The organism is Acinetobacter corruptisaponis, from assembly GCF_030053775.1.
GTDB classification, from domain to species: Bacteria; Pseudomonadota; Gammaproteobacteria; order Pseudomonadales; family Moraxellaceae; genus Acinetobacter; species Acinetobacter corruptisaponis.
The window spans coordinates 308,852-333,278 of sequence record NZ_CP125669.1 but is presented as its reverse complement, the minus strand read 5'-3'; the positions used below and the strand labels follow the sequence as shown (position 1 = coordinate 333,278).

At 40.7% G+C, this 24,427-nt stretch carries 18 protein-coding genes and 1 pseudogene; 8 read left to right on the top strand and 11 right to left on the bottom strand.

Annotation, left to right across the window (positions count from 1 at the left end; genetic code table 11):
• Window positions 1-15: 15 nt before the first annotated feature.
• On the bottom strand, window positions 16-291 hold the full coding sequence (locus tag QLH32_RS01520) for a metal/formaldehyde-sensitive transcriptional repressor (protein ID WP_267979374.1): 276 nt from the start codon (window positions 289-291) through the stop codon (window positions 16-18).
• A gap of 303 nt (window positions 292-594) precedes the next feature.
• On the opposite strand from QLH32_RS01520, the gene QLH32_RS01515 reads away from it, so the two are divergent.
• Window positions 595-2,103, top strand: a complete 1,509-nt coding sequence (locus tag QLH32_RS01515) for a phospholipase D family protein (RefSeq protein WP_283267750.1) — start codon at window positions 595-597, stop codon at window positions 2,101-2,103.
• A gap of 1 nt (window position 2,104) precedes the next feature.
• On the opposite strand, the gene adeS is transcribed toward QLH32_RS01515, so the two are convergent.
• Both adeS and adeR read right to left on the bottom strand, forming a co-directional pair.
• Window positions 2,105-3,184 carry a two-component sensor histidine kinase AdeS gene (gene adeS, locus QLH32_RS01510; protein ID WP_283267748.1) on the bottom strand — a complete coding sequence of 360 codons (1,080 nt, stop codon included), beginning with the start codon at window positions 3,182-3,184 and terminating at the stop codon, window positions 2,105-2,107.
• A gap of 33 nt (window positions 3,185-3,217) precedes the next feature.
• Window positions 3,218-3,949: an efflux system response regulator transcription factor AdeR gene (gene adeR, locus QLH32_RS01505; protein ID WP_283267747.1), complete on the bottom strand. Its 732-nt coding sequence runs from the start codon at window positions 3,947-3,949 to the stop codon at window positions 3,218-3,220.
• Window positions 3,950-4,094: 145 nt separating this feature from the next.
• Here adeR and QLH32_RS01500 point away from each other — a divergent pair, with 145 nt between their 5' ends.
• The 4 genes and pseudogenes from QLH32_RS01500 to QLH32_RS01485 all read left to right on the top strand — a co-directional run bounded on the left by QLH32_RS01500 (window position 4,095) and on the right by QLH32_RS01485 (window position 10,451).
• Window positions 4,095-5,240, top strand: coding sequence for an efflux RND transporter periplasmic adaptor subunit (locus QLH32_RS01500; RefSeq protein ID WP_283267746.1), 1,146 nt, complete (start codon window positions 4,095-4,097; stop codon window positions 5,238-5,240).
• A complete protein-coding gene (locus QLH32_RS01495; RefSeq protein ID WP_283267745.1) occupies window positions 5,240-8,353 on the top strand; it encodes an efflux RND transporter permease subunit in 3,114 nt (1,037 codons plus the stop codon). Before QLH32_RS01500 ends, QLH32_RS01495 begins: the two co-directional genes overlap by 1 nt.
• Before the next feature lie 80 nt (window positions 8,354-8,433).
• A pseudogene (adeC, locus tag QLH32_RS01490) lies at window positions 8,434-9,822 on the top strand (AdeC/AdeK/OprM family multidrug efflux complex outer membrane factor).
• 140 nt (window positions 9,823-9,962) lie between these two features.
• Complete coding sequence (locus QLH32_RS01485; RefSeq protein WP_283267744.1) at window positions 9,963-10,451, top strand: pyridoxamine 5'-phosphate oxidase family protein; 489 nt, start codon at window positions 9,963-9,965, stop codon at window positions 10,449-10,451.
• Here QLH32_RS01485 and QLH32_RS01480 read toward each other — a convergent pair.
• The 4 genes from QLH32_RS01480 to QLH32_RS01465 all read right to left on the bottom strand — a co-directional run bounded on the left by QLH32_RS01480 (window position 10,443) and on the right by QLH32_RS01465 (window position 14,297).
• On the bottom strand, window positions 10,443-11,066 hold the full coding sequence (locus tag QLH32_RS01480; protein WP_283267743.1) for a class I SAM-dependent methyltransferase: 624 nt from the start codon (window positions 11,064-11,066) through the stop codon (window positions 10,443-10,445). The genes QLH32_RS01485 and QLH32_RS01480 overlap by 9 nt on opposite strands.
• 21 nt (window positions 11,067-11,087) lie before the next feature.
• Window positions 11,088-11,678, bottom strand: coding sequence for a uracil-DNA glycosylase family protein (locus tag QLH32_RS01475; protein ID WP_283267742.1), 591 nt, complete (start codon window positions 11,676-11,678; stop codon window positions 11,088-11,090).
• 211 nt (window positions 11,679-11,889) lie between these two features.
• Window positions 11,890-12,270, bottom strand: coding sequence for a Fur family transcriptional regulator (locus QLH32_RS01470; protein ID WP_283267741.1), 381 nt, complete (start codon window positions 12,268-12,270; stop codon window positions 11,890-11,892).
• Window positions 12,271-12,359: 89 nt separating this feature from the next.
• Complete coding sequence (locus QLH32_RS01465; protein ID WP_283267740.1) at window positions 12,360-14,297, bottom strand: TonB-dependent receptor plug domain-containing protein; 1,938 nt, start codon at window positions 14,295-14,297, stop codon at window positions 12,360-12,362.
• A gap of 225 nt (window positions 14,298-14,522) precedes the next feature.
• On the opposite strand from QLH32_RS01465, the gene QLH32_RS01460 reads away from it, so the two are divergent.
• Window positions 14,523-17,672 (top strand): multidrug efflux RND transporter permease subunit, encoded by a 3,150-nt coding sequence (locus QLH32_RS01460; RefSeq protein WP_283267739.1) that lies wholly within the window; start codon window positions 14,523-14,525, stop codon window positions 17,670-17,672.
• 65 nt (window positions 17,673-17,737) lie between these two features.
• On the opposite strand, the gene QLH32_RS01455 is transcribed toward QLH32_RS01460, so the two are convergent.
• From QLH32_RS01455 to QLH32_RS01440, 4 genes are all read right to left on the bottom strand, one after another.
• Window positions 17,738-18,607 carry an isochorismatase gene (locus QLH32_RS01455; RefSeq protein WP_283267738.1) on the bottom strand — a complete coding sequence of 290 codons (870 nt, stop codon included), beginning with the start codon at window positions 18,605-18,607 and terminating at the stop codon, window positions 17,738-17,740.
• 278 nt (window positions 18,608-18,885) lie between these two features.
• Window positions 18,886-20,535 carry a (2,3-dihydroxybenzoyl)adenylate synthase gene (locus QLH32_RS01450; protein WP_283267737.1) on the bottom strand — a complete coding sequence of 550 codons (1,650 nt, stop codon included), beginning with the start codon at window positions 20,533-20,535 and terminating at the stop codon, window positions 18,886-18,888.
• A gap of 1 nt (window position 20,536) precedes the next feature.
• A complete protein-coding gene (locus QLH32_RS01445) occupies window positions 20,537-21,769 on the bottom strand; it encodes an isochorismate synthase (RefSeq protein WP_283267736.1) in 1,233 nt (410 codons plus the stop codon).
• Window positions 21,770-21,826: 57 nt separating this feature from the next.
• A complete protein-coding gene (locus tag QLH32_RS01440) occupies window positions 21,827-22,597 on the bottom strand; it encodes an SDR family oxidoreductase (RefSeq protein ID WP_283267735.1) in 771 nt (256 codons plus the stop codon).
• Window positions 22,598-22,963: 366 nt separating this feature from the next.
• Between QLH32_RS01440 and fes the strand changes: the two genes are divergently transcribed.
• Together fes and QLH32_RS01430 are read left to right on the top strand one after the other, a co-directional pair.
• On the top strand, window positions 22,964-24,178 hold the full coding sequence (fes, locus tag QLH32_RS01435; protein ID WP_283267733.1) for an enterochelin esterase: 1,215 nt from the start codon (window positions 22,964-22,966) through the stop codon (window positions 24,176-24,178).
• Between the two features lie 28 nt (window positions 24,179-24,206).
• Entirely contained in the window at window positions 24,207-24,422 is a 216-nt protein-coding gene (locus QLH32_RS01430) for an MbtH family protein (RefSeq protein ID WP_283267732.1), read from the top strand.
• Window positions 24,423-24,427 lie beyond the last annotated feature (5 nt).

Genomic DNA, 24,427 nt, shown 5'->3' with positions numbered 1-24,427 from the left:
GACACTCCTTAATTTTTACTTTAAATAAGATTTAAGAATTTTACTGACTTGAGTTAGCTCCTGACTGCGTTGCAGCTCTGAAGATTCACCTACCACTAAGGTATCCTTTAAATGAATTTCGAGAAGTTCAGTCATTAAACCATTTAATGCACCACGAACTGCACAGATTTGCTGCAAAATATCAGCACATTCCGTGTCATTTTCCAAAGCACGTTCAACGCTCTGTACTTGCCCCTGGATTCGTCTTACACGTGTGAGAATCTTTTTTTTATCCTCTAATTGTTTAGGCATAATGTCGACCACATTAAATCTAAAAATATACTATACACCAGTATAGTACCAAAGCTCAATAATTGATTAACCCATATATGATTTTGCTGTTCTCGGTGAATTCTTTTAACAACTAAAAATGTATAAGCCTCCACCACATCCATAATAAATTATTGTTTTTCTTAGAAATTACATTATCACCTTGGAAATAAAAAGTTTTTAGATAATAAAATCAATATTGTATAAATTAAAGTTGGATTCACGTGCTTGAACAATAAAATGATAAAAAACTCATACCATCTTCAGATAACGACACTTGTTATCATGTTAGGAATAAGTGGCTGTTCTTTACCACCCAACCAGAATCATGATCGGAGTAATTCTGTGCAAATAAAAACAAAGTGGATGAATGATCCACAAGCCGATCTCAATATTGAACATGGTTTAACGGCATATTTAGCTTTGGATGATGCTTTTTTAAGCATTGCTTCACGGATTCACTTAATTCGAAATGCCAAACATCAGCTTGATTTACAATATTATATTTGGAATGACGATGCCATTGGCAACATGATGCTGCATGAATTACTGAATGCAGCAGACCGAGGCGTAAAAATCCGTTTACTGATTGACGATCAGAATGGAATAAAACTCGATAAAACCTTAAAGGTCCTTGCCCACCACCAAAATTTTGAAATCCGTATTTTCAATCCATATAAATTTAGACATTTACGATTTATTGACTATATATTTCGGCTCAAACAAGTGAACCATCGTATGCACAATAAGCTGACGATTGCTGATCAGTCAATTGCAGTCACAGGTGGCCGTAATATCAGCAGCGAGTATTTTGAAGCAAGCGATCAGTTCCAGTTTAGCGATATGGATATTTTGTTCTATGGCAAGGCGGTTGATCGGGCTGAACAAGTTTTTGATGAGTTCTGGAATAATGATCTCAGTTACTCAACTGAGCAGTTGATTGGGACGGGAACACCACAGCAACTTGAAAGTTTAAGAGATACTTATAAAGCTTTAGATCAGGTTAATACCCCAACGGAAGATAAACTGGAAGCAGCACAGGATTATTTAAAATTAAGATTACAAAATTATCCCATCCAATGGGCAAAGGCTCATTTTGTTGCTGATCATCCCAATAAGGCATTGGGACAGGCAAAGGGTGACAATCTGCTATATTCTCAAGTGCTAAAGATTATGGGCAAACCTGAACAACATATGGAACTGGTTTCGGCCTATTTTGTACCCACCAAGCAAGGTACCGCTTATTTAAATCAATTATCCAGAAACGGGATTAAAGTTCGGGTACTTACCAATAGTCTGGTGGCCAATGATGTTGCCGTGGTTCATTCCTTTTATAGTCAATACCGTAAGCCTCTCTTGCAAAACGGCGTACAACTTTATGAGTTCAAACCCAATATTGAAAGAACAAAAAGAACTTGGTATGAAATCGCTACAGGTAGTGTGATTCCTAAAAAGGGCAAAAATCGCTCAAGCCTGCATGCCAAATTTTTTGATGTGGATGGGAAAGTGTTTATTGGTTCTTTTAACTTCGACCCTCGTTCTGCCCATTTAAATACCGAGGTCGGTTTAGTGGTTGAATCCGACCATTTACAGGATCAGATTACCGCGATGCTTGACCAGCATTTGCTACAAGTCGCCTACCAACTCAAACTGGATGAGAATGGCAATATCGTTTGGTACGAGCATCAACCAAATGGTGAAGTTGTTGAACATCATCATGACCCTGAAAACACTAAATTCCAGCGATTTACCATGCATTTTGTGTCTTATTTTCCAGTGGAATGGATGATGTAAATCAGCTATTCAATTGCGGCTGTGGGATAGTGATAGTGAAAACACTATAGTTTCCTGGATTTTCATAACGGATTGTACCGTGATGGGCTATCACAATTGCATGGACAACAGCCAATCCCAGCCCTGTTCCACCAAACTCCTTGTTTCTGGACTGCTCCAGGCGAAAAAATGGATTGAATAAATCTGTTTGATATTCTTCAGCAATACCAGGCCCTTGATCTTCAATTTGTAGAATCCAATCTTTTAATATTATTTTTGAAGAAATTCTGATTGTTCCTGGGTGGGCGTAGCGAATGGTATTGTCAATTAATGCAATCAAAACCTGTTGCATACGTCTATGATCACAGCATACTTTTTCAGTTGTTAAATCAAGCTGAATATTCAACTGAGCCTGTACCAGCCTTTCTTTAAACATCAGCAATATCTTTTCAATATGTTCGTTAAAATCGACCCACTCAAGATTTAAACGTAACTGCTGATTTTCAACTAAGCTTAATGTGCGTAAATCTTCGACTAGATGGGACAATCCCTCAACCTGATTTAACAGGCTGCTAAACAAAACCTCATCTGGTTTAAAAACACCATCAAGTATACCCTGTAAACGCCCCTGTAAAATGGTGATCGGCGTTCTCAATTCATGGGCGATTGCCGCATTCCACACCTGTGCATTTTTAACCGAACTTTCCAGTTTCTTTGCCATATCATTAAAATTATGCATAAGTTCAGCAATTTCGGTAGAGTGAATCTGGTTATCATTCGCTCGTGCAGAAAGGTCGCCCTGACTGATTTTATTAGCAGCTTCCGCCAAAGAGTTAATCGGCACAATAAAACGTTTTGCGAGTTGCATCCCAATCACAAGGGAAACAACTGAACCACATAGAATCACGGTAAATAGCCAAATCCAGTCAATCAGATGAAAATCTGTCCAGTCTTCCTGTAATGAACTCAGTGAAATCCAGCCATTTTCTATGGCATAGTTGTAAAAGAAATAACCAACAAAAACCGCAAATAGCGTGATACTCAGATTTACCATGCTAAATGCAATAAAAAGCTGCTTGTTAATACCCAATTTATTTTTCATAAGTTTGTCTCAAAACAGCTTATTTCATGAAAATTATTGCTCTTGAATCTGATCAAGCCGATAACCAACGCCACGCACATTGATCAACATATTTTGAAGTCCCTGTTCTTCCAGTTTTTTTCTAAGTTTACTGACATGGCTGTCCACGGTTCGCTCAAGCGCATCCCGATCAGGCAGGCAATGACTCATTAATTCACTGCGGGTAAACACTTTATGTGGATGCTCAATCATTAACAGTAGAATCTTATATTCAGTCAGGGTTAGGTTGAGCAAAACTTTCTTATCATGTTGATTAATATAAACACTATGAATATCGGTGTTGATCTCAATATTTTTATAAACCAGATTTTTCTTTTGAAGCTGTGTATTTTGCTGTGCTCGTCTTAACACCGCCTGTACACGGGCCACCACTTCATTTGGATTAAAGGGTTTCACCACAAAATCATCTGCACCAATCCTTAAAGCCATGACTTTATCAATATCCTGATCCAATGCGGTCAACATAATCACAGGCGTTTGTGCTTTTTGACGGATTTTACCCAATACTTCCCAGCCATTTAATTCAGGCAGTTTTATATCAAGCAGGATTAAATCTACCGCTTGGGAAGCGTGTATTTCAATTGCCTGTTTGCCATTCATGGCACGAATGACATGCATTCCCTCACGTTTTAAATAATGTTCAATAATATCACCAATATCATATTCATCCTCAACCACGAGAATCTGTTTATCACGACAATCAAAAGAAAATGAGGCTTCAAACATAAATAAAAATTGAGTTATTACAGTCTAAATCCATCATACGCTGAAATATCTGTTTATCTCCACACTTTTTCCACATTTCAGGGATCATCATTCCACACTCCTGAAAAATAATGACAGCATCAAAAACTGCATAGGTTTGGACAGTATGCAAAAGCATCTTTTACTTCCATTATTTTTGTCGATTGGACTGGTGCTGCAAGGCTGTGGTTCTGAACAGGTTACTCAGGCTGAGGCGGCACCTGCAAAAGTCACTGTATTTAATATTCAGCCACAATCCATTAGTTTTAGCGAAAATTTACCAGCGCGCGTACAGGCATTCCGTACTGCTGAAATTCGCCCACAAGTTGGCGGTATTATTGAAAAGGTATTGTTTACACAAGGTAGTGAGGTTAAAGCAGGACAAGCACTCTATAAAATCAATTCTGAGACTTTTCAGGCAGATGTAAATAGTAATAAAGCCTCCCTGACTAAAGCCGAAGCAGAAGTTGCCCGTTTAAAGGTTCAGTTAGAACGTTATGAGCAATTGCTGCCAAGCAATGCGATCAGCAAACAGGAGGTCAGTAATGCTCAGGCTGCATATCGTCAGGCTTTGGCTGATGTTGCACAAATGAAAGCCTTACTGACACGACAAAATTTAAACCTGCAATATGCCACTGTACGCGCACCGATTTCAGGGCGTATTGGACAATCTTTTGTCACTGAGGGTGCTCTGGTCAACCAAGGCGATACCGCCACAATGGCAACCGTACAGCAAATCGACAAGGTTTATGTCGATGTCAAACAATCCATTGCTGAATATGAGCGTTTACAAGCCGCATTACAAAGTGGTGAATTATCTGCCAATAATGAAAAAACCGTTCGTATTTTAAATAGTCATGGACAGCCGTATAAGGTCACTGCAAAGATATTGTTTGAAGGCATCAATGTTGATCCAGAAACAGGTGATGTCACGGTTCGTATTGAAGTGCAGAACCCTGAACGAAAACTTCTGCCAGGCATGTATGTACGTGTCAGTATTGACCGAGCATCCATTCCACAAGCCTTGCTGATTCCTGCTCAGGCTGTGCAACGCAATAGCAATGGTGATCCACAAGCCTATGTCATCAATGCAAAAGGCGCAGCCGAAATACGTCCAATTGAGTTGGGACAGCAATATGAGCAGTCGTACCTTGTCAATAAAGGACTGCAAACAGGTGACAAGATCGTGGTTGAGGGTGTTGAACGTATTCAACCCAATCAAAAACTTGAAATAAGTATGTGGAAAGCACCGATCACACAGGGAGCACAATGATGATGTCACAATTTTTCATTCGCCGTCCCGTGTTTGCATGGGTAATTGCGATTTTCATTATTTTGTTTGGATTGCTGAGTATTCCAAAACTGCCGATCGCCCGTTTTCCAAGTGTTGCGCCGCCTCAGGTTAGTATTACAGCAACCTACCCAGGAGCAACACCCCAAACATTGAATGATAGTGTTATTTCATTGATTGAAAAGGAATTATCTGGCGTTAAAAATCTATTGTATTACAATTCCAGTGCTGATACTTCAGGTTTTGCGACAATTACCGCAACTTTTAAACCTGGTACGGATGTCGAAATGGCACAGGTTGACGTGCAAAATAAAATCAAGGCTGTGGAAGCACGTTTACCACAGGCAGTACGTCAACAAGGCTTGATGGTCGAAGCTGCATCATCAGGATTTTTGATGATGGTTGGTTTAAGCTCACCAAATCACGAATATAGTGAGGTAGATCTCAGCGACTATATGGTACGCAATGTGGTCGAGGAACTAAAACGTGTTGAGGGTGTCGGTAAAGTTCAGAATTTCGGTGCAGAAAAAGCGATGCGGATTTGGATTAATCCTACCCAGTTAGTCGCATATAACCTATCAATTAACGATATCACTCTCGCGATTCAACGACAAAACTTAGCAATTTCTCCAGGTCGGGTTGGTGATGTGCCTGCAGTTCAAGGACAAATGCTGACTGTACCGCTCACCGCCAAAGGTCAGTTGGAAACAGTTGAACAATTTAAAAATATCATTTTAAAAAGTAACAATTCTGGAGCAAGCGTACATCTCTCCGATGTGGCACGTGTCGAGTTGGGTTCACAAACTTATAATTTTGCAATTTTGGAAAATGGCAAGCCTGCTACAGCAATCGCCATTCAACTTAGTCCAGGTGCAAATGCAGTAAAAACAGCCGATGGTGTACATCAAAAAGTGACGGAGCTGGAACAAAGCCTGCCATCGGGTATGCAATATTCTTTCCCTTACGACTCTGCACCATTCGTGAAAATCTCGATTGAAAAAGTCATTCATACCTTAATCGAGGCGATGATTCTGGTATTTATCGTCATGTATGTGTTCCTACACAATGTGCGCTACACTTTAATTCCTGCGATTGTTGCACCGATTGCCCTGCTCGGTACTTTTGCAATTATGCTGATTGCTGGTTTCTCCATCAATGTGTTGACCATGTTTGGTATGGTGCTGGCAATCGGAATTATTGTTGATGATGCCATTGTCGTCATCGAAAATGTGGAACGGATTATGGCAAGCGAAGGGTTATCACCGAAAGAAGCGACCGCCAAGGCCATGACTGAAATTTCCAGCCCAATTATTGGTATTACCTTGGTACTGGCAGCAGTGTTTTTACCAATGGCATTTGCCAGTGGTTCGGTTGGAATTATTTATCGACAGTTTACCATCACCATGTCGGTGTCGATTTTATTTTCAGCATTTTTAGCCCTAACCCTGACTCCCGCCTTATGCGCCACCTTACTCAAACCAATCGATGCTCACCATCAAAAACGTGGATTTTTTGCGTGGTTTGACCGTGCCTTTGAACGGCTGGGACAAGGCTATGAACGTATTTTATTGAAACTACTCAAATTCACCATGCCCGCAATGTTGGTATTTGTTGTGTTGGTTGGTGGGCTTGTTTGGGCATTTAAAGCCGTACCAACGGCGTTTTTACCCGATGAAGATCAAGGTTGGTTTATGACCTCATTTCAGTTACCGTCCGAAGCAACGCAAGAACGGACTTTACAGGTGGTTAATGAGTTTGAGCAACATCTAAAAACACGTCCTGATATTAAAGACAATATTTCTATTTTGGGCTTTAGTTTTGCTGGTTCTGGACAAAATATGGCATTGGCATTTACCAACCTAAAAGATTTTAATGAACGTCAATCATCCACCACACAAATGGAGTCTGATAACGTCAATACTGCAATGCAAAGCAGCCGTGAAGGTACGATCATGTCTGTGTTACCCCCTGCAATTGATGAGCTGGGCACATCATCAGGTTTTAGTTTACGCCTACAGGACCGTGCCAATTTGGGTATGGCAAAGTTGATTGATGCTCAAAATCAATTGCTTGGACTGGCAGCACAAAGCCCAAAACTGGATAGCGTTTATCCTGAGGGTTTGCCTGCTGGCAGCAGTGTCAGCCTTGAGATTGACCGCAATAAAGCCAACACCTTAGGTGTCAACTTTAGTGATATTAATGATGTAATTTCCACCTCAATGGGTTCAGCCTATGTCAATGATTTTCCAAATCAAGGACGTATGCAGCAAGTGATTGTACAGGTTGATGCCACATCACGTATGAATATTCAAGATATTTTGGCACTGAAAGTCAAAAGTGCAAATAATCAATTGGTCAGTTTAAGCGAAGTGGTATCTGCACATTGGACACAATCACCACAGCAATATAACCGTTATAACGGTCGCCCATCACTCAGTATTTCTGGCGGAGCTGCCCAAGGTGTGTCTTCGGGCGAAGCGATGGCAGAAATGGAACATTTAATGGCGCAATTACCGAAAGGTATTGGATTTGAATGGACTGGACAATCTTTGGAAGAAAAAGCATCTGAATCTCAAACAGTATTCTTATTGGCACTGTCCATGTTGGTTGTATTCCTTGTCCTTGCAGCGCTATATGAAAGCTGGTCAATTCCACTTTCGGTCATGCTGGTGGTACCATTGGGTTTAATAGGTGCAGTACTGGCAGTGTTATTACGTGGCATTCCGAATGATATTTTCTTTAAGGTCGGTTTAATTACCATCATTGGTCTATCTGCCAAAAACGCAATTTTAATTGTGGAATTTGCCAAGATGCTTAAAGAAGATGGCATGAGTTTAATTGAGGCAACTGTTGCGGCAGCCAAACTTCGTTTGCGTCCGATCCTCATGACTTCCCTTGCCTTTACCTGTGGTGTGATTCCATTGGTGATTGCATCAGGTGCAAGTTCTGAGACCCAACACGCTTTGGGAACGGGCGTGTTTGGTGGCATGATTTCAGCAACCATCCTGGCAATTTTCTTTGTACCCGTATTTTTCATCTTTGTATTGGGTACAGTCGAAAAACTGTTTTCTCCAAAACTAAAAATCAAATCCTAAACCAGATCAATCAGGGGAAATGTCAAAAATTTCCCTTGAAATTTCCATACCTAAATATTTGCTATTGTTTGGAGAAGAGCATGTCTAAATTGGCTGTCTTATCTCGTGGTTTTATTGTCTCCACATTGTCGTTTTGCCTTACTGCCTGTATGAATCTACAAGCACCTCAACCTGTCATTAAATCTGATATCCCACAACAGTTTGCCCAAACCCATACAGGCACTTCAATTGCAGAGCAAGGATATAAAACTTTCTTTTCGGATCCCCGCTTATTACAAGTGATTGAAATCAGCTTAAATCACAACCGTGATTTACACACTGCCACCTTGAATATTTAGCGTGCCCAGCAGCAATACCAAATTACCGAATATGACCAATTACCAACGATTGGCGTAACAGGAAATGCGCTACGACAGGTCAACCCATCCACTCATCCCAATAACCCCTATTCAACTTTTCAAGTCGGATTGGGACTCACTGCCTATGAGCTGGATTTTTGGGGACGTGTTCGGAGCCTTAAAGATGCCACATTGAATCATTACCTTGCAACACAGAGTGCCAGACAGGCAACACAGATCAGTCTAGTGAGCCAAGTTGCCCAAGCCTGGTTAAACTACGCTTTTGCAACAGCCAACTTAAACCTTGCAGAACAAACACTAAAGGCACAACTTGACTCCTACAATCTGAACAAGAAACGTTTTGATGCTGGGATAGATAGCGAAGTTCCGCTACGTCAATCACAAATTTCGGTCGAAACTGCACGAAACGATGTTGCCAATTATAAAACCCAAGTCTTACAGGCAAAAAACTTACTTGATTTATTGGCTGGGCAAGCTGTTCCACAAAGCCTGCTTCCTGATCAAATAGTTAAAAATATAAGCAATGAGACGACTTTTGCAACAGGTCTCAGTAGTGACTTACTCAGTAACCGTCCAGATTTAAAAGCTGCTGAATATCAACTGCGTGCAGCAGGTGCAAATATTGGTGCAGCAAAAGCACGAATGTTCCCTAGCATTAGTTTGATAGGTTCAACAGGATATGCTTCAACTGAACTGAAAGATTTATTTAAATCTGGTGGATTTTCCTGGTCGATTGGTCCGAGCCTCGATCTGCCCATTTTTGATTGGGGAACTCGCAAAGCCAATATCAAGATTTCAGAGATAGATCAGAAAATTGCTCTTTCCGAATATGAAAATGCCATTCAATCCGCTTTTCGTGAAGTGAATGATGCCTTGGCTGCTTATGCACATATTGAAGATCGTTTAGCTGCACAACGACGCTTGGTGTCAGCGACAGATACCACCTATACATTATCAACTGCACGTTTTAGGGCTGGCATTGACAGTTACCTGACTGTTTTGGATGCTCAACGTTCTGCCTATGCTGCGCAACAAGGCCTACTGATACTTGAGCAGACTAAATTGAATAACCAGATTGAACTGTATAAAACGCTTGGCGGTGGTTTATAGAATCATCATTTAGATCAATAAGGTTCTCATAAACCAGAACCTTATTTGCCGAATTGACAATTTATTGAAAATTAAATAGCAATATTATCTTACTTTTTATGTGCTAAATTACCTTTAGAAACAATAACAAGGATAAATATATGATTTTAGAAAAAGACTGGAAAAATATTCAACGGATTTTTAAACTTGCACAAAAAGCATCAATACATGCTTCAATTGCAACAGTCGATCAATATGGTCAACCCAATATTACCCCTATCGGCACTGTCTTTTTAAATGACAATCAAACCGCTTATTTCTTTGATACATTTACAGAAAGATTGGGTGAAAATCTTAGCCAAAATTCCAAAGCCTGTATTCAAGCTGTTAATAGCGGAAAGCTGTTTTGGCTAAGTTCACTGATTCAGGGAAATTTTAGTGATTATCCTGGCGTTCGTTTATATGTGGAAATTGGAGATTTACGTCCAGCAACTGAACAAGAGAAACTTGCAGTGGAACAACGGGTGAAACCACTGCAATGGACAAAAGGCAGTCAACTGATCTGGTCTGAATTTACCCATGTGCGTGACATCAAGATCAATGATTTTAGATGGATCAAATATCCAAGAATGATGGAAAATCTAATCTAAACGCATTTCAAACAGGCACAGCCCCTCAATTTCTAAAGGCATCTTAATATTTTCAAAAGCTGCCGCTTTTAAAGCGTCGATATGCTCCTGTTTGTTCATATAAAGCTGGTCATTTTGCATGGCATGAGGTGCACATAGATGATCGCAAACCAAGTAACAACCTTGAGGTTCTAGTAAGGTTTTTACTTTTTTATGAAAATCGGCAGCATATTTTTTATGCCGAAGCTCATGCAATGCCTGATGAATGATAATAAAGTCATATTTTTGATTTAGAGCATTTTGCCAATCGGGCTCCTTAAAGTTTCCAATGAGATAGTTGGCTCTTGCTCGTTCAGAGGAGGTTAACTTCTGTTGAGCAAGCTGATGCATAGCCCCAGAAAAATCGAAAGCGGTATATTGAATATTGGGCAATTGTGACAATAAATGTTGCGCTAAAAATCCTGGCCCTGCTCCCAACTCCAGAATATGACATTGATCAGAAGCATGCGTCTTAATCAGATTGGCATAATAATCAAAGAAATCCTTTCTCCACGGGCGTTTCACATTCGCCGTGTCTTGCCATTCCACAGCATCCTCATAATTGCGTAAGTCGATTGGACTGGTGACATCGTTCATTCATTTCCCCTCCTTTTATAATTAAACCACACCAATTTGTTCAAAGAACTGTTTGTAAACATCCGCTTTTTTTTCCAGTGCTAATGGATAGGCCCGTGATGATGAGGGCAAGCGGTATAAACTTAGCTCACGATTCTCATAATTCACCTGTACCGATTGACCGATCATGGGCTTAATAGGTTGATCTGGAAAATGCTGCATCAGCGTATCTGTAGCCTTGTCTCCCGTTGTCATAATGGTATGACACATTGGTATTTGCTCAAGCAAAGCTGACAAATCGGTTGGAGTCACAATTTCCAGGAACTTGTCTGAGGCATTGCCCTGCAAGCGTTTAATTTGATAGGCCGTATCAAATATCCCAATTCCAATTTGGGACAAAAACTCACGGATTTGACTTTCCTTAAAATTTTTATTGGGTAAATCTAAAAAGTGGTTTTTATCACTGAAAAAAATCAGGCCAAAGATTCTCCACATATCATTTTGATAGTTTGGATAATAAAAGTTCATCTTCCACCGATTCTGAGGCGGTGGAAAGCTTCCCAGCATCAGCAGTTTTGCATTGCCAGGCAAAAAAGGAGTGAGTGGATGTGTCTCTATTTCTATATCCATCATCGTACCGCTTAGAATTAATTTTTTAAATAAATTGAACTTGAGTGTGATTTTGTTTTTTAATCAATTCAAGACTTTGTTAAAATAATATAAGCAATTTAATCATTTTAAGCACGTTTTAAATTATTGGAAATTAATGACAGGTTTAACTCATTTAAAAATAATAAAGGTATTATTTTTTTTTGGTTGGCATCATACAGATTTCTGAATGAAGTTATTTATATAGAATCAAGTCAATGGTAGAGAAGTCGTCCTCTAGTTTAAGCAGAACCTGTTCCAGTAATTGATTGATCTCTTCATTATGATAAGGCTGCATTTTGCCATTCTGCATATCCATGACATTACAATTTATTTTTTGTTCCAGTAACTTATAGATACTTTTATTTCGTCCAAACAGTATTCTCTTGATCAACTGATGTTTTTCAAGATCAGCCAAAACCCTATAAATTGTGCCAATTTTTACTTCCCTGTTTTTATTGACCATCATATAGATATCATCGGCTGTTAGTCCCCCATGATTTGCAATAACTTCCAAAACAGCCAGTCTGGCAGTTGTTGCCCCTAATCCTGTGTTAAGCAATCGTTCTGAAAACATAAACACTCCTTAACCTATAGAAATCGCTATATTTTTTCTAAAATAAAAAAACCTACCATTTTTTGAAATGGCAGGTTGTAAACTTAAGCTTAGAAGCTAAAGGTAGCTTTCACAAAATAATTGCGTCCATAAAGTTTGGTATTGAAGCCCTCATCCTTATCTTTCAAGTCAACATCAGTCAGGTTTTTAACACCGTAGTCTAGGGTTAAGTTTTGAGTCAGATTTGAAGTTAGGGTTACATCATAGGTCGTATATGATGGCAACTCTTCTGTAGCCGACAACATTTGTTGCCCAATATAGCTCGCACCAAAATTCATTTTATAATTTTCAACAGGTGTCCAGGTAATAAAGGCATTTGCCATCCATTCTGGACGCTCAGTCAAATCTTTATCAGTGATTTTATTTTTTGCATCTAGATAGGTCGCATTACCCTTAACACCAAAAGCATCACTGAAGTCATAACCTGCCGCTACTTCAACCCCTTTAAGCTCGGCTTTGGCAACGTTATCCCATTTGTTTGGGAACTTCGGATCTGTTGGTGCTGGATCTTTGATACGTTCAATCAGGTTTTTAACATCATTTTGGAAAGCCGTGATGTTAAAGTTCCAGTTTGGTTGTGTCACAATCAAGGATGCTTCGTAGTTATTACTTTCTTCTGGTTTTAAGTTCGCGTTACCACGAATGAAACAGCTTCCGCCACAAGAAACCAGACGGTAATTTTCATCTAACTGGTATGGACCAGGTACTTTGTAAGCCTGTCCAAAGCCCCCTTTTAGCACAATCCCATCTGCAAGCTCATAGGCTAAATAAGCCTTACCAGTCGCCTTACCGTCAAAGTTATCGAAATGGTCATAACGCCCCCCAACCGTAGCCGTGAAAGCATCTGTGATGTGGGTATCATTCTGTACAAATACACCATAACTCTTTTGCTTCGAGCTGCCTGTTGTATATGAAATAGGGTCAGTGATTTTTTGGTCTTTATAATCTGCACCTAAAGTCGTGTTGTTCATCAACCAATCAAAATTGGTAAACCCTCTAGCAATTAAATTATCCTGTTTATAATGTCTTTTTTGTGGTGCATCATAGTCAGTGTCATAATCATCGATTTTTGCGGTTTCTTTACCGATATAGGCTTCTGTTTTTCCCCATCCCCAATTACCACGGTGAGTTAAACCGATATTGGTACGGTCCATCTCCATTTCTTGAGAACCCCAATTTGTATCCTGGGTTAAAGGTCTTTTATCTTTATTATAATTCACATCTAAATCGAGTGCTTGCTGGTCATTAATGTCCCAGTTCAAAGTTCCGTTTAAATTGGTTGTTTCTTTCTCAACAAAGTAAGCTGAAGCATCGGTTTGTTGCTTATACCATGCATCTCGGTTATAGGCATCGCCTGAAAGATTAAAACGGACACCATCAGTTAGTCCACCATTTAAATTAAAACCATAACGTGACTGGTTTTTACCTTTGCCACTGTCCACTCTATTAAACTGAGTGAAAACAGAACCATGAATTTCACCTGGTTTTGCTTTTTTAGTAATAATATTGATTACACCACCCATGGCATCTGAACCATAAAGTGATGACATTGGACCACGAATGACTTCAATACGTTCAATACTATTGAGTGGAATTGAACTCCAGTCAAAGTCATTGCCGCGCCACATTGCACCTGAAGAAGAAGTGCGTTTACCATTCAGCAGGATTAATGTATAGCTGCCAGAAGTATCCTGCATACCACGGATCACAATTTTATCTTGTCCGCTGTTATAGTTATAAACACCCGCTTCTTTTTGCAAAACGTCTGCCACGCTTAAGGCAGCACTTCTTTCAATCTGTTCACTGGTAATTACGCTGATAGATGCAGGTGCCTTGTCTATGTTTTGCTCTGTTAATGCGGCTGAAACCACAATGGTCTGAAGGCGTTGAGGTTCTTGTTGATTTGAGCTGCCCTGTTCATTTGCCATCACTGTGAATGGTGCGAATGCGGCAACCGCAATAACTAACTTTTTCTTAGTTAAAACCATCTTTTCATTTCCTCTGTATTGATAACAATTTTCAAGTCATAATTGTTAGCATTTGTAAATTTTGCGCATCATAACCAGTTATTGATAATCATTCAATAGTTATAACTATTTTTATTTTGAAATTGATAATCATTCTTATTTATGTAAAATTGAATTATAATCGTCCTTTTGAATATCGCCATACTCCAACTTCCATTACCAATTTATGCATAAGTAGATAAAATAATGTTGCCTCGCTTCTTTATTTACCACCCCATATTTGCATCAGTCATTGCTATTATCATCCTGATTTTAGGCTTTTTTTCGATTTTAGCACTGCCTGTTGAACGTTATCCCAACCTTGCCCCGCCAAGTGTCAGTGTCTCTGCGGTTTATCGTGGAGCATCCGCCGAAACCGTTGAAGAAAGTGTGACCCAGATTCTAGAGCAACAAATCAAGGGCATCGACAATCTGCTCTATTACACCTCTAACAGTGAATCCTCTGGTCGCAGCAGCATTGATATTCATTTTAAAATTGGAACGGATATTGATAAGGCACAGGTTCAAGTACAGAACCAAATGAACAGTGCGCTAAGTCGATTGCCTGAACAAGTGCAACGTCAAGGAGTCAATATCTGGAAAACCACAGGTGATTTATCACTGATCGTGGGCATTTATGACGAAACAGGCAAAACCAGTAATATTGATTTATCTGATTATTTGATTACTCATTTTGAGCAGCCATTGACCCAGATTCAGGGTGTCGGTGAAGTGGATATTTTTGGTTCAGCCTATGCCATGCGGATCTGGCTGAATCCAAATCAACTTCGAAATTATAAGTTGATGCCAAGTGATATTGAAAAGGCTTTGAGTGATTATAATACCCAAATTGCTGCGGGTTCGATTGGTGCAATGCCCTCCGCAGATCATCAAAATATTTATGCCAAAGTCACCGCAGGTTCACGTCTGAAAACCATTGAAGATTTTAAGTCGGTGGTGGTGAAAGCCAATATTGATGGCAGTTTGGTCTATTTAAAAGATGTGGCACGGGTTGAACTGGGCGCAGAAAATTATGAAAGTGTAAATAGGCTGAATGGCTTTCCATCCGCAGGTTTGGGCATTTATCTGAGTCCAGATGCCAATGCCATTCAAAGCTCTAAATTAATTAAAGAAAAAGTCGCCCAACTGAGTCAGCATTTGCCTGCGGGTTATAAAGTGGTTTATCCACGAGACAATACGCCATTTATTCAGGAATCCATCAAACAGGTGATTTTTACCTTGCTGGAAGCGGTAGTTTTAGTGGTTCTGGTGATGTATTTATTTTTACAAAACTGGCGGGCGACCCTGATTCCAACCATTACTGTACCAATTGTGATTTGCGGAACATTTATTATTCTGTACTTGGCTGGGATGAGTATTAATACGCTGACCTTGTTTGCTCTGGTTTTGGCAATTGGTCTGCTGGTGGATGATACCATCGTGGTGGTGGAAAATGTCGAGCGTCTGATTCATGAAAAACAGCTTGAAGTCCGTGAAGCCTGTCTTGAATCCATGCAGGAAATTAGTGGCGCATTGATTGGGATTACATTGGTACTGACTGCGGTATTTATTCCAATGGCATTTTTTAGTGGTTCGACAGGCATGATTTACCGTCAGTTTTCCATTACACTGGTCGCTGCCATGCTGCTTTCGCTGATTGCAGCGATGATGATCACCCCTGCCTTATGCGCTGTATTACTCAAAAAAGAACATAAAAAACCTGTTTGGGGACAATATCTGGAAAATGGCGTTAATCGAATCAAGTTGCTATTTATCCGATCTACCCAGTCTTTACTACGCTTTAAGGCTTTGGCTGGACTGGGTGTCTTGGCGATCATTTTTGCTTTGATTCTGTTTTATCGTGCCTTACCGACCAGTTTTATTCCCAATGAAGATCAGGGTTTATTGGCGGTACAATTTGCCTTACAGGACAGTGCTTCACTGAGCCAAACGCAGGCTGTGGGTAAACAGGTTAATGATTATTTACTTCATCAAGAAGCCAAAAATATTAATACCGTACTGATCGTGAATGGACAGAACTTTTCTGGTCAAGGTCCAAATCTGGGTATGGCATTCGTGTCACTCAAGCATTGGGATGAGCGTCAGGGTGCAGAAAATACTGCACCTGCGATTCGTGCCCGTTTACAACAAGGGCTTTCTGATCTACTGCCTGCCCGTGTCATGGTCGGTATGCCCGCCAGTGTCTCTGGTCTAGGGCAGTCTGATGCGATTGAGTTATGGTTGCGTGATGTCGCAGGTAAAGGTCGGGAAAATCTACAACAACAGTTTGCTGATATTGAAGCACAAGCGAAAAACTACCCTGCTTTTACTGAATTAAGTCCATTGGTGAGTGATAACAAAGCCGCTTTATTTGTACAACTGGATCAAAATAAAGCCAAAATGCTCGGTATTGAACAGCAGGAAATTCGTTCAACCTTGTCAACTGCTTGGGGCGGCAGTTATGTCAACGATTTCGTAGAACGTGGACGTATCAAACGAATCATTATGCAGGGCGATACTGAATTCCGTTCTAAACCCGAAGATTTACGTTATTGGCATGTACGGAATCAGTCTGGTGAAATGCTGCCCCTTTCCCATTTTGCCCAAACCGAATGGACAGGCGGTCCAGAAGTGTTAAACCGTTTTATGGGCTTGGCTGCCATTCAACTTGAAGCCAGTGTCAGTGAGGGTTTTAGTTCTGGTCAGGCAATGGGACAACTTTCCGATTTAATTGATCAACAGGCAGATGTTGATCTGGCATGGAGTGGTTTGTCTTTACAGGAACAACAATCCAGCAATCAGGCAATTTATCTGTATGTGATTTCGATCCTGTTTATTTTCCTGTGTTTAGCTGCTTTATATGAAAGCTGGAAAATTCCGTTCATTATTTTATTGGGCTTGCCTCTAGGGATTACAGGTACGATCTTGTGTGCATGGTTCTTTGATTTACCAAATGATGTGTATTTCCAGATTGCCCTATTAACTGCGATCGGGCTGTCGTGTAAAAATGCCATTTTAATTGTGGAATTTGCCTCAACTGCATTGACACAAGGTTTAGATAAATACGCAGCAGCCTATGAAGCCTTATCCTTGCGTTTACGTCCGATTATTATGACCTCACTTGCCTTTGGCGCAGGAATTATTCCATTGGTGTTTGCCACAGGTGCAGGTGCGGCAAGCCGTTATGAAATCGGGATTAGTGTATTGGGCAGTGTGATTTTTGGGACGATCTTGATTCCGCTATTTACCGCTTTCCTGTTTGTGCTGGTGCATAGCTGGGTCGGTGTACCAAAAATGCAATGGCGTAATTTTGATATATTTGTCCGTGTTAGAAATTGGCGTGTTAAAGAGGATTAACTTTAAACAGAGTAAAAAATGGCAGATTAACTCTGCCATTTTTTTGTTAAATAAATTATGAAAAATTAAGCCACCAATTTTTCAATCCAGATTTCCAAAGTCGGTTGTTCAGCTAAATCTTCAAAACTGACTTTTGCTCCATGTGCTTGCCATTTCCCAACCAGTGTCATCAAACGTACCGAGTCCAGCCCCAGCATTAACAAGTCATCATGCAGTTCAATTTCAGTCACAGGAATCTGTAACTGCTCGCTGACTGCTGCAATAATTCCCTCTTTTGATAATGCAGTTGCCATATCCTTTAACTCCCATAAACGTAAAACCTGATCCGTACTCATCACCTGACCACAGCGTGTACTGATATATTTCAATGCCATATCGTGTTCTTCACGGCTAAAATCTGCCATTGCATCGCCACAAACAAAAGGCTTGATATTCAGCATAAAGGCTTCGGCTGCACTCATTAAGCAACCGATATGGGCATAGACCCCACAAATGACCAACTGATCACGCCCCCATTGCTGCATGCGTTGCTCAAAGTCAGAAAATTTAAATGCGCTATAACGCCATTTAGTCATCACAATATCAGGCTCAATTGCAGCCACATCAGGATGAATACGGGTGATTTGTGGATCTGCTTTTAAGCCTGTACCCCAAAAATCGGTGAGTAACTGGCGATGCTCAGGCGTTTGATCTCCTGGTTGGGCGGTATACACCACAGGGATATTGAGTTGGCGTGCCTGTGCAATCAAGGCTTGGGTATTTCTCAGCAATTCAGGAATCGGCTGCTGGGTCTGGTCATAAAAGTCTAAGAAATATTGCTGCATATCATGTACAAGTAGAACCGACTTTTTAGCATCAAGCTGCCAATGGGTTTTGTTTGCGCTAAATTCATCTGCCTGTGGCATGGCATAACTGGCAATTTTAGGGATAGTCATATAAGTCTCTCGTATATTATTTCTGTGATTTAAAATATTTTCATAAACAAAATCCATTCCAATTTCCTTTTTACTACAAGGCAGAGAGCTGTTAAGTTTCTATAAAACCTCCCTCTAAATCTCCCTCCTAAAAGGAGGGAGACTTCCACGAATCTAATAACCCATATAATAAATTCGTGATATTCCCTCTCTTTCTAGGAGAGGGCTAGGGAGAGGTCAAAATCAAGTGAAAACTGAGAACTCGGTGCCCCTACGCTTAAAAGGGGGGTTAGGAAAATTCAAACTGCTTCAGCTTCAACTTGTTTACGCAACACTTTTTTGTCAATTTTTCCAAAGGCGGTATAAGGAAACTGTTCGATAAACTCAATTCGATCAGGAATCTTATAAGTGGCTAAACCATAGTCTTTGAGGTATTGGCGTAATTGCATACCACGACGAATCGCACTTGGCTCATTGTCCTGTGTTTGCCATGCAATAAAGGCACAACTTTTTTCACCCAGCATTTCATCGGGCATCGCCACCAATGCAGCCAAACGCACCTGCGGATGAGTCACTAAAGCTTGTTCTACTTCTTCAGTGGCAATTTTTTCGCCACCCCGATTAATCTGTTCTTTGGAGCGTCCCTCGACCACAATACAGCCATCTTCACGGATACGAACTAGATCGCCTGTACGGTAAAAACCATCGGGCGTAAATGATCGGGCATTATGTTCTGCGGCTTGATAATAGCCACGAATCGTATAAGGTCCTCTTGTCAGTAAATGCCCAATCTGCCCAATTGCTACAGGTTGATCATTGTCATCCAGTACCAGAATTTCATCATCTTCGGAAATTTTAATGCCTTGTGTATGAATGATTTGCTCGGCTGACATATCAAAGCGAGTGTAATTAACCAAGCCCTCAGCCATGCCAAATACTTGTTGCAACTTCACATTAAATTCTTGGATTAATGCGGTTGCTACCGTATCAGGCAAACGTGCACCACCGACCTGTAAGCAGCGTAAAGTCGATAAAATATCATCCTGATCTTTACGAGCCTTATCCATCCACGGGCGAACCAAAGCAGGCACTAAACAGGCATCCGTGACCTGATGTTTGCGGATGAGGTGAAATGCTGTTTCAGGACTCGGGTCTGTACCCAATACCACTGCACCACCGACATAAAAAATGCCTAATGCACCTGCTGAACTCATGGAAAAGTTATGTGCAGCAGGCAGCACCATCAATAGACGTGAATTTTGCTCAAGCTGGCAGATGTTGGCACTTTCCCGCACGCTATATAAATAGTCATCATGGGTACGGGGAATGAGTTTAGGAATCCCTGTACTGCCACCTGAAAGCTGTAAAAAAGCCACTTGATCGGCAGAACTTGGATTGATCGCTTGTTCTAAAATAGCGGTTTGTTGTAATAAATCAGCCAAACTAGAAAATTCAGCTTGATCACCCAACACAAAAATATGCTGTAGCTCAGGATTGACAGCCTGACATTTACGTGCCAATTCCCGATAATCAAATTTCTGTGCGCCAAAGTCAGCACAAAAATAGGCTTTCGCCCCTGTTTGTTGAAAGAAGCTATTCAACTCTGCATGCCGATGGGCTGGCAAAGACATAATTGGCAACACACCCAAACGAATCAGCGCAAAAAACACCACATAAAATTGATAGCAATTCGGCATTTGCACCACTGCTTTATCACCTGCACGTAAACCATGCTGATATAAATGTGTGGCGCAATAGCTGACCCATTGATTGAATTGCTGATAGTTAATTTCTATTTCAGCATCGAAAATGGCAATATTTTCTGCATACTGACTTGCTGATTGCTGCAAAAAATCACTCAGATTCTGTCCAATCCAGTAGCCTTTTTGGCGGTATAAATTGGCAAATTGTTCTGGATAAGGCACTGCACCTGCTAAATAATTCTGCATATTATTTCACCTTGTCCATAATTTGTGCGGAACTAAAACCAAACCCATCCAGTACCGTTCTAAACTTGGCAGCGGTTTCGGCATGTTCAGCATGTGGATCGGAAGCCGCAACGATGCCAGCCCCCGCAAAGAGTCGAGCAATATTATGTTGGATACGGGCGCAGCGTACCGTCACTGACCATTCACCATTGCCTTGTTCATCTGCCCAACCCATTGTTCCTGCAAACAATTCACGATTAAACGGTTCAAGCTGTTCAATCAAATCTTTTGCAACCGCTGTTGGTTGACCACAAATCGCAGGGGTTGGATGGAGTTTCTCCACCAGATCAAACACATGAGTATCTTGATCTTTAAGCTCGCCCTCAATCCGTGTTGCCAAATGCCATAAGCGTTTTGTGCGGATGAGGGATGGTTGTTTTGGAATATGTAATTTTTTACAGAATGGACTAAGCTTATCAGCAATCATTTCAATCACCACCGCATGTTCATGCTGATCTTTTGCAGAATTTAACAAGTATTTGGCATTTTCCTGATCCTGAATCGGGTCGGTATCTCGTGCCAAAGTACCAGCGACTGGTTTACTCCAGACTTGCGCAGCTTGTTTGGCAACCAGCAATTCAGGACTTGCACCAACAAACCAACCCTCCTGATGTGCATGTCTTGCCACCGCATAGTTATAACCCTCTGGATTATCTTTGGATAACTGATAAAACAGTTGTGCTACATCAATTTCATCTGTCAGTTCTAATTGCAAGATGCGAGCAAGTACCGCTTTATTGAGTTTGCCTTGTTGCATTTTCTGAATGAGATTAGCGACCTGATGTTGGTATTGTTGTCCTGATGGAATAAAACAGGCTTCTCGAATACTTTCTTCAGGCAAGGCTTGATAGTTCTGGGTATAAATCGCCTTTTGATAAAACTTGACCTCATCCATAATCATCAGATTAAGGTCTTGTGAGGTACAAAATGGAATACCACCCAGAATTTTGGCTTGGTAATGACCATCGGCAATCACCTGTTTCAGTTGCAAACGTGCCTGTTGCAACCAGTCTGACAATTGGCTCTGCTCACTCACCTGTATGTCTTGCAGTTTTCGCTGACTCTGTAGAATATAATCTGGAGTGGTAAAATAGAAAGCTGCTGCTTGGTCACATTGAAAAATCTCATGTGCTAATGCTACTCGGCTCTCAGTATAGTTTTCTCTCTGGATAAAATAGGGATGTTGAATTGACATCGCACTACTCCTTAGTGATTGATCTTTTTATAAAGTTTTAAGTTTGGAATAAGGGCTTTAAACCCCTAAGGTCGCACCACCATCGACCACGATTTCCTGCATGGTAATTTGTGAAGCTTGCTCAGACAGTAAAAAAATCACGCTATTGGCAATATCTTCGGGTTCAGCCAGTTTGCGCAATGGAATACCTGTTCGGTATTGAGCAAGGTCACCATCGACTACGGCGGCTGGTGGCTGATCATCAGTCCAGAGCTGTTTTTGCATACTGGTTAGGGTTGAGCCAGGCGAGACAATATTGACACGCACCTGATGCGATGCAACTTCCAGTGCCAAATTGCGACAATAGTGACTGAGTGCGGCTTTGGTGGTGGCATACATACCCAACTGCATACGTGGCATACGTGCGCTATTTGAACTGACTGTGACGATACTGCCATGTTTTTTCATACAAAAATGTTGGGCAACCTGCTGACTAATCGCAATCGGTGCCAACAAATTCACCGCCAGAATGCGCTGCCAGTCGGTCAATGTGGCATCCAGTAATGAGGTCATAATCAGAATACCTGCGGCATTAACCAATCCAACCACTTGATGATTTTCTAAAATATCTGCAATTGTGGCATGGGTCTGGTCTTCAATCGTGATGTCCTGACAAATGCCTTGCCAACCTGAATGGCAATCTGGTGTCAGGTTTTGGGTTATTTCCCATTGTTCAGGTTGTGCCTGCTGGTCTAAACCAACCACACAAAAACCTTGCTGCAATAATTTCAATGAAATCGCTGCACCAATTCCTCTGGCAGCTCCCGTGACAATGACGGTTGAGCGCATATCAATACTCCAATAGAGATGAAATGTGAGGAACGATTAAAGTTCCATAACAAACATCGCAAACTGATCGTGGAATCATTAAGTTGAATATTTTTCCTGCCACAAACCTTGACAGGGCACCAATAAATTCCTGCGCATAATTGCAAATAATTATCGTTATAATCAAGTATCGTATTACTATTATTTTTATCAAATAAGAAAATTATGGATATTTAATATACTTTTTCATGGTTTAAATCTTTGTTTTATCTATAAATGATAAATTCATGCTTTTTTTAATTGATTATAATGATAATTATTTTCATTTACTAATAAGAATCATTTTAGTATTGTGAGTCCGCTTTCTGGTCACTCTAGGGACTCAAGATGAAGCCAACCACCCTCCCTTGCGCTACGACATCCTCAGCTCATCCCCTATTTCAGCAAAATGATCTGGGTTCTAAAAACTGGTGGAATCAAGTCCAGCATATTGGCAATCCACTGATATTAAAAAAGAATCATCGTACGCATTGCACCTTTCTATGGCGTTGTCAATCACAGGCTGAACAGATTTTTATTGATATTTATTCACAAACACCCTCGATTTATCAGCAATGGAATCAGTTTCAGCAGATTGAAAATACCGATATTGCCTTTTTTGAAATTGAGTTACCGCATGACTGGTCAGGCAGTTATGTGCTGGTCACAACAACTGATCTTGCCCCTCACACTACCGATGCCGCAGTGCGTCGACAATGGTGGCAAAAGCAGTTACAGCAACATGCCCAAATTGATCCCTTAAATCCTTATCCTGCCTATCCTGCACAGGTGGCTCGCTGGGTCAATCAAGTGCATTTAACTGAAAAAGAAGAAAATTATACTCAGGATTTACTGATTCAATATCGTTCATTGCAATGGCAAAGTACCCTACTAGAAACCACCTATCCTGTTGATCTTTACCAGACAAGCGATGAACTTTCGGCAAATCGACCGTTGATTCTTTTTCTGGATGGGCAAGTCTGGAGTCAACATTTACCGATTCTACAACAACTTCAAACCCTGACCGATCAGAACAAAATTATTCCAGCCTGCTATGCCTTTATCCACAGTATCAATAGTGAACAACGCTGCTTCGACTATGGTTGCCGTGACCTTTTTTCCCAAGCGTTGGTTGAGGAACTCATTCCCTATCTTAAACAGCAGTTTGGATTGGATAACTCCAAAATCAGCTTATGCGGTCAAAGTTTAGGGGGCTTATGCGCGCTGCATACCTTACTGCTTTATCCCAATGCGCTGCATCAACTGATTTTGCAATCAGGTTCTTATTGGTGGTCGGATTATTCACAAAGTCATTTTTTAAAAGATCAGCAGCAGCGTTTTTTAGAGCTTATTCCACAACATCTACAGCGTATTCCAACAGATCGAAACATCCTGATCCGTACTGGACAGTGTGAAACCGATATGTGTGAAGACAGTGAACAACTGTATGTTCATTTAAATCCATTTGTAGACACCCAGATTCACACCTTTGCAGGTGGACATGATGCGGTCAATTGGCGACATGACCTGATCGCTAGCCTGCAAATCCTGCTTTCCTCATAAAACCGTTTAGATTCAAAGGAAAAATATGATGAGTACTTTACAAGAAAACTATCTCAACCCATTCGACAATGAAAATTTATCATTTTTCGTCCTTAAAAATCATCAAGGTGAATTCAGTTTATGGCCTGAATTTCATCCTGTACCCGCAGGTTGGGATATTCAACACGGTGCAGATAGCCGTGCATCGTGTATCCAATATGTAGAAAAACATTGGAAGTCGATTAATCCATTTCAATCGGCTTAATGGAG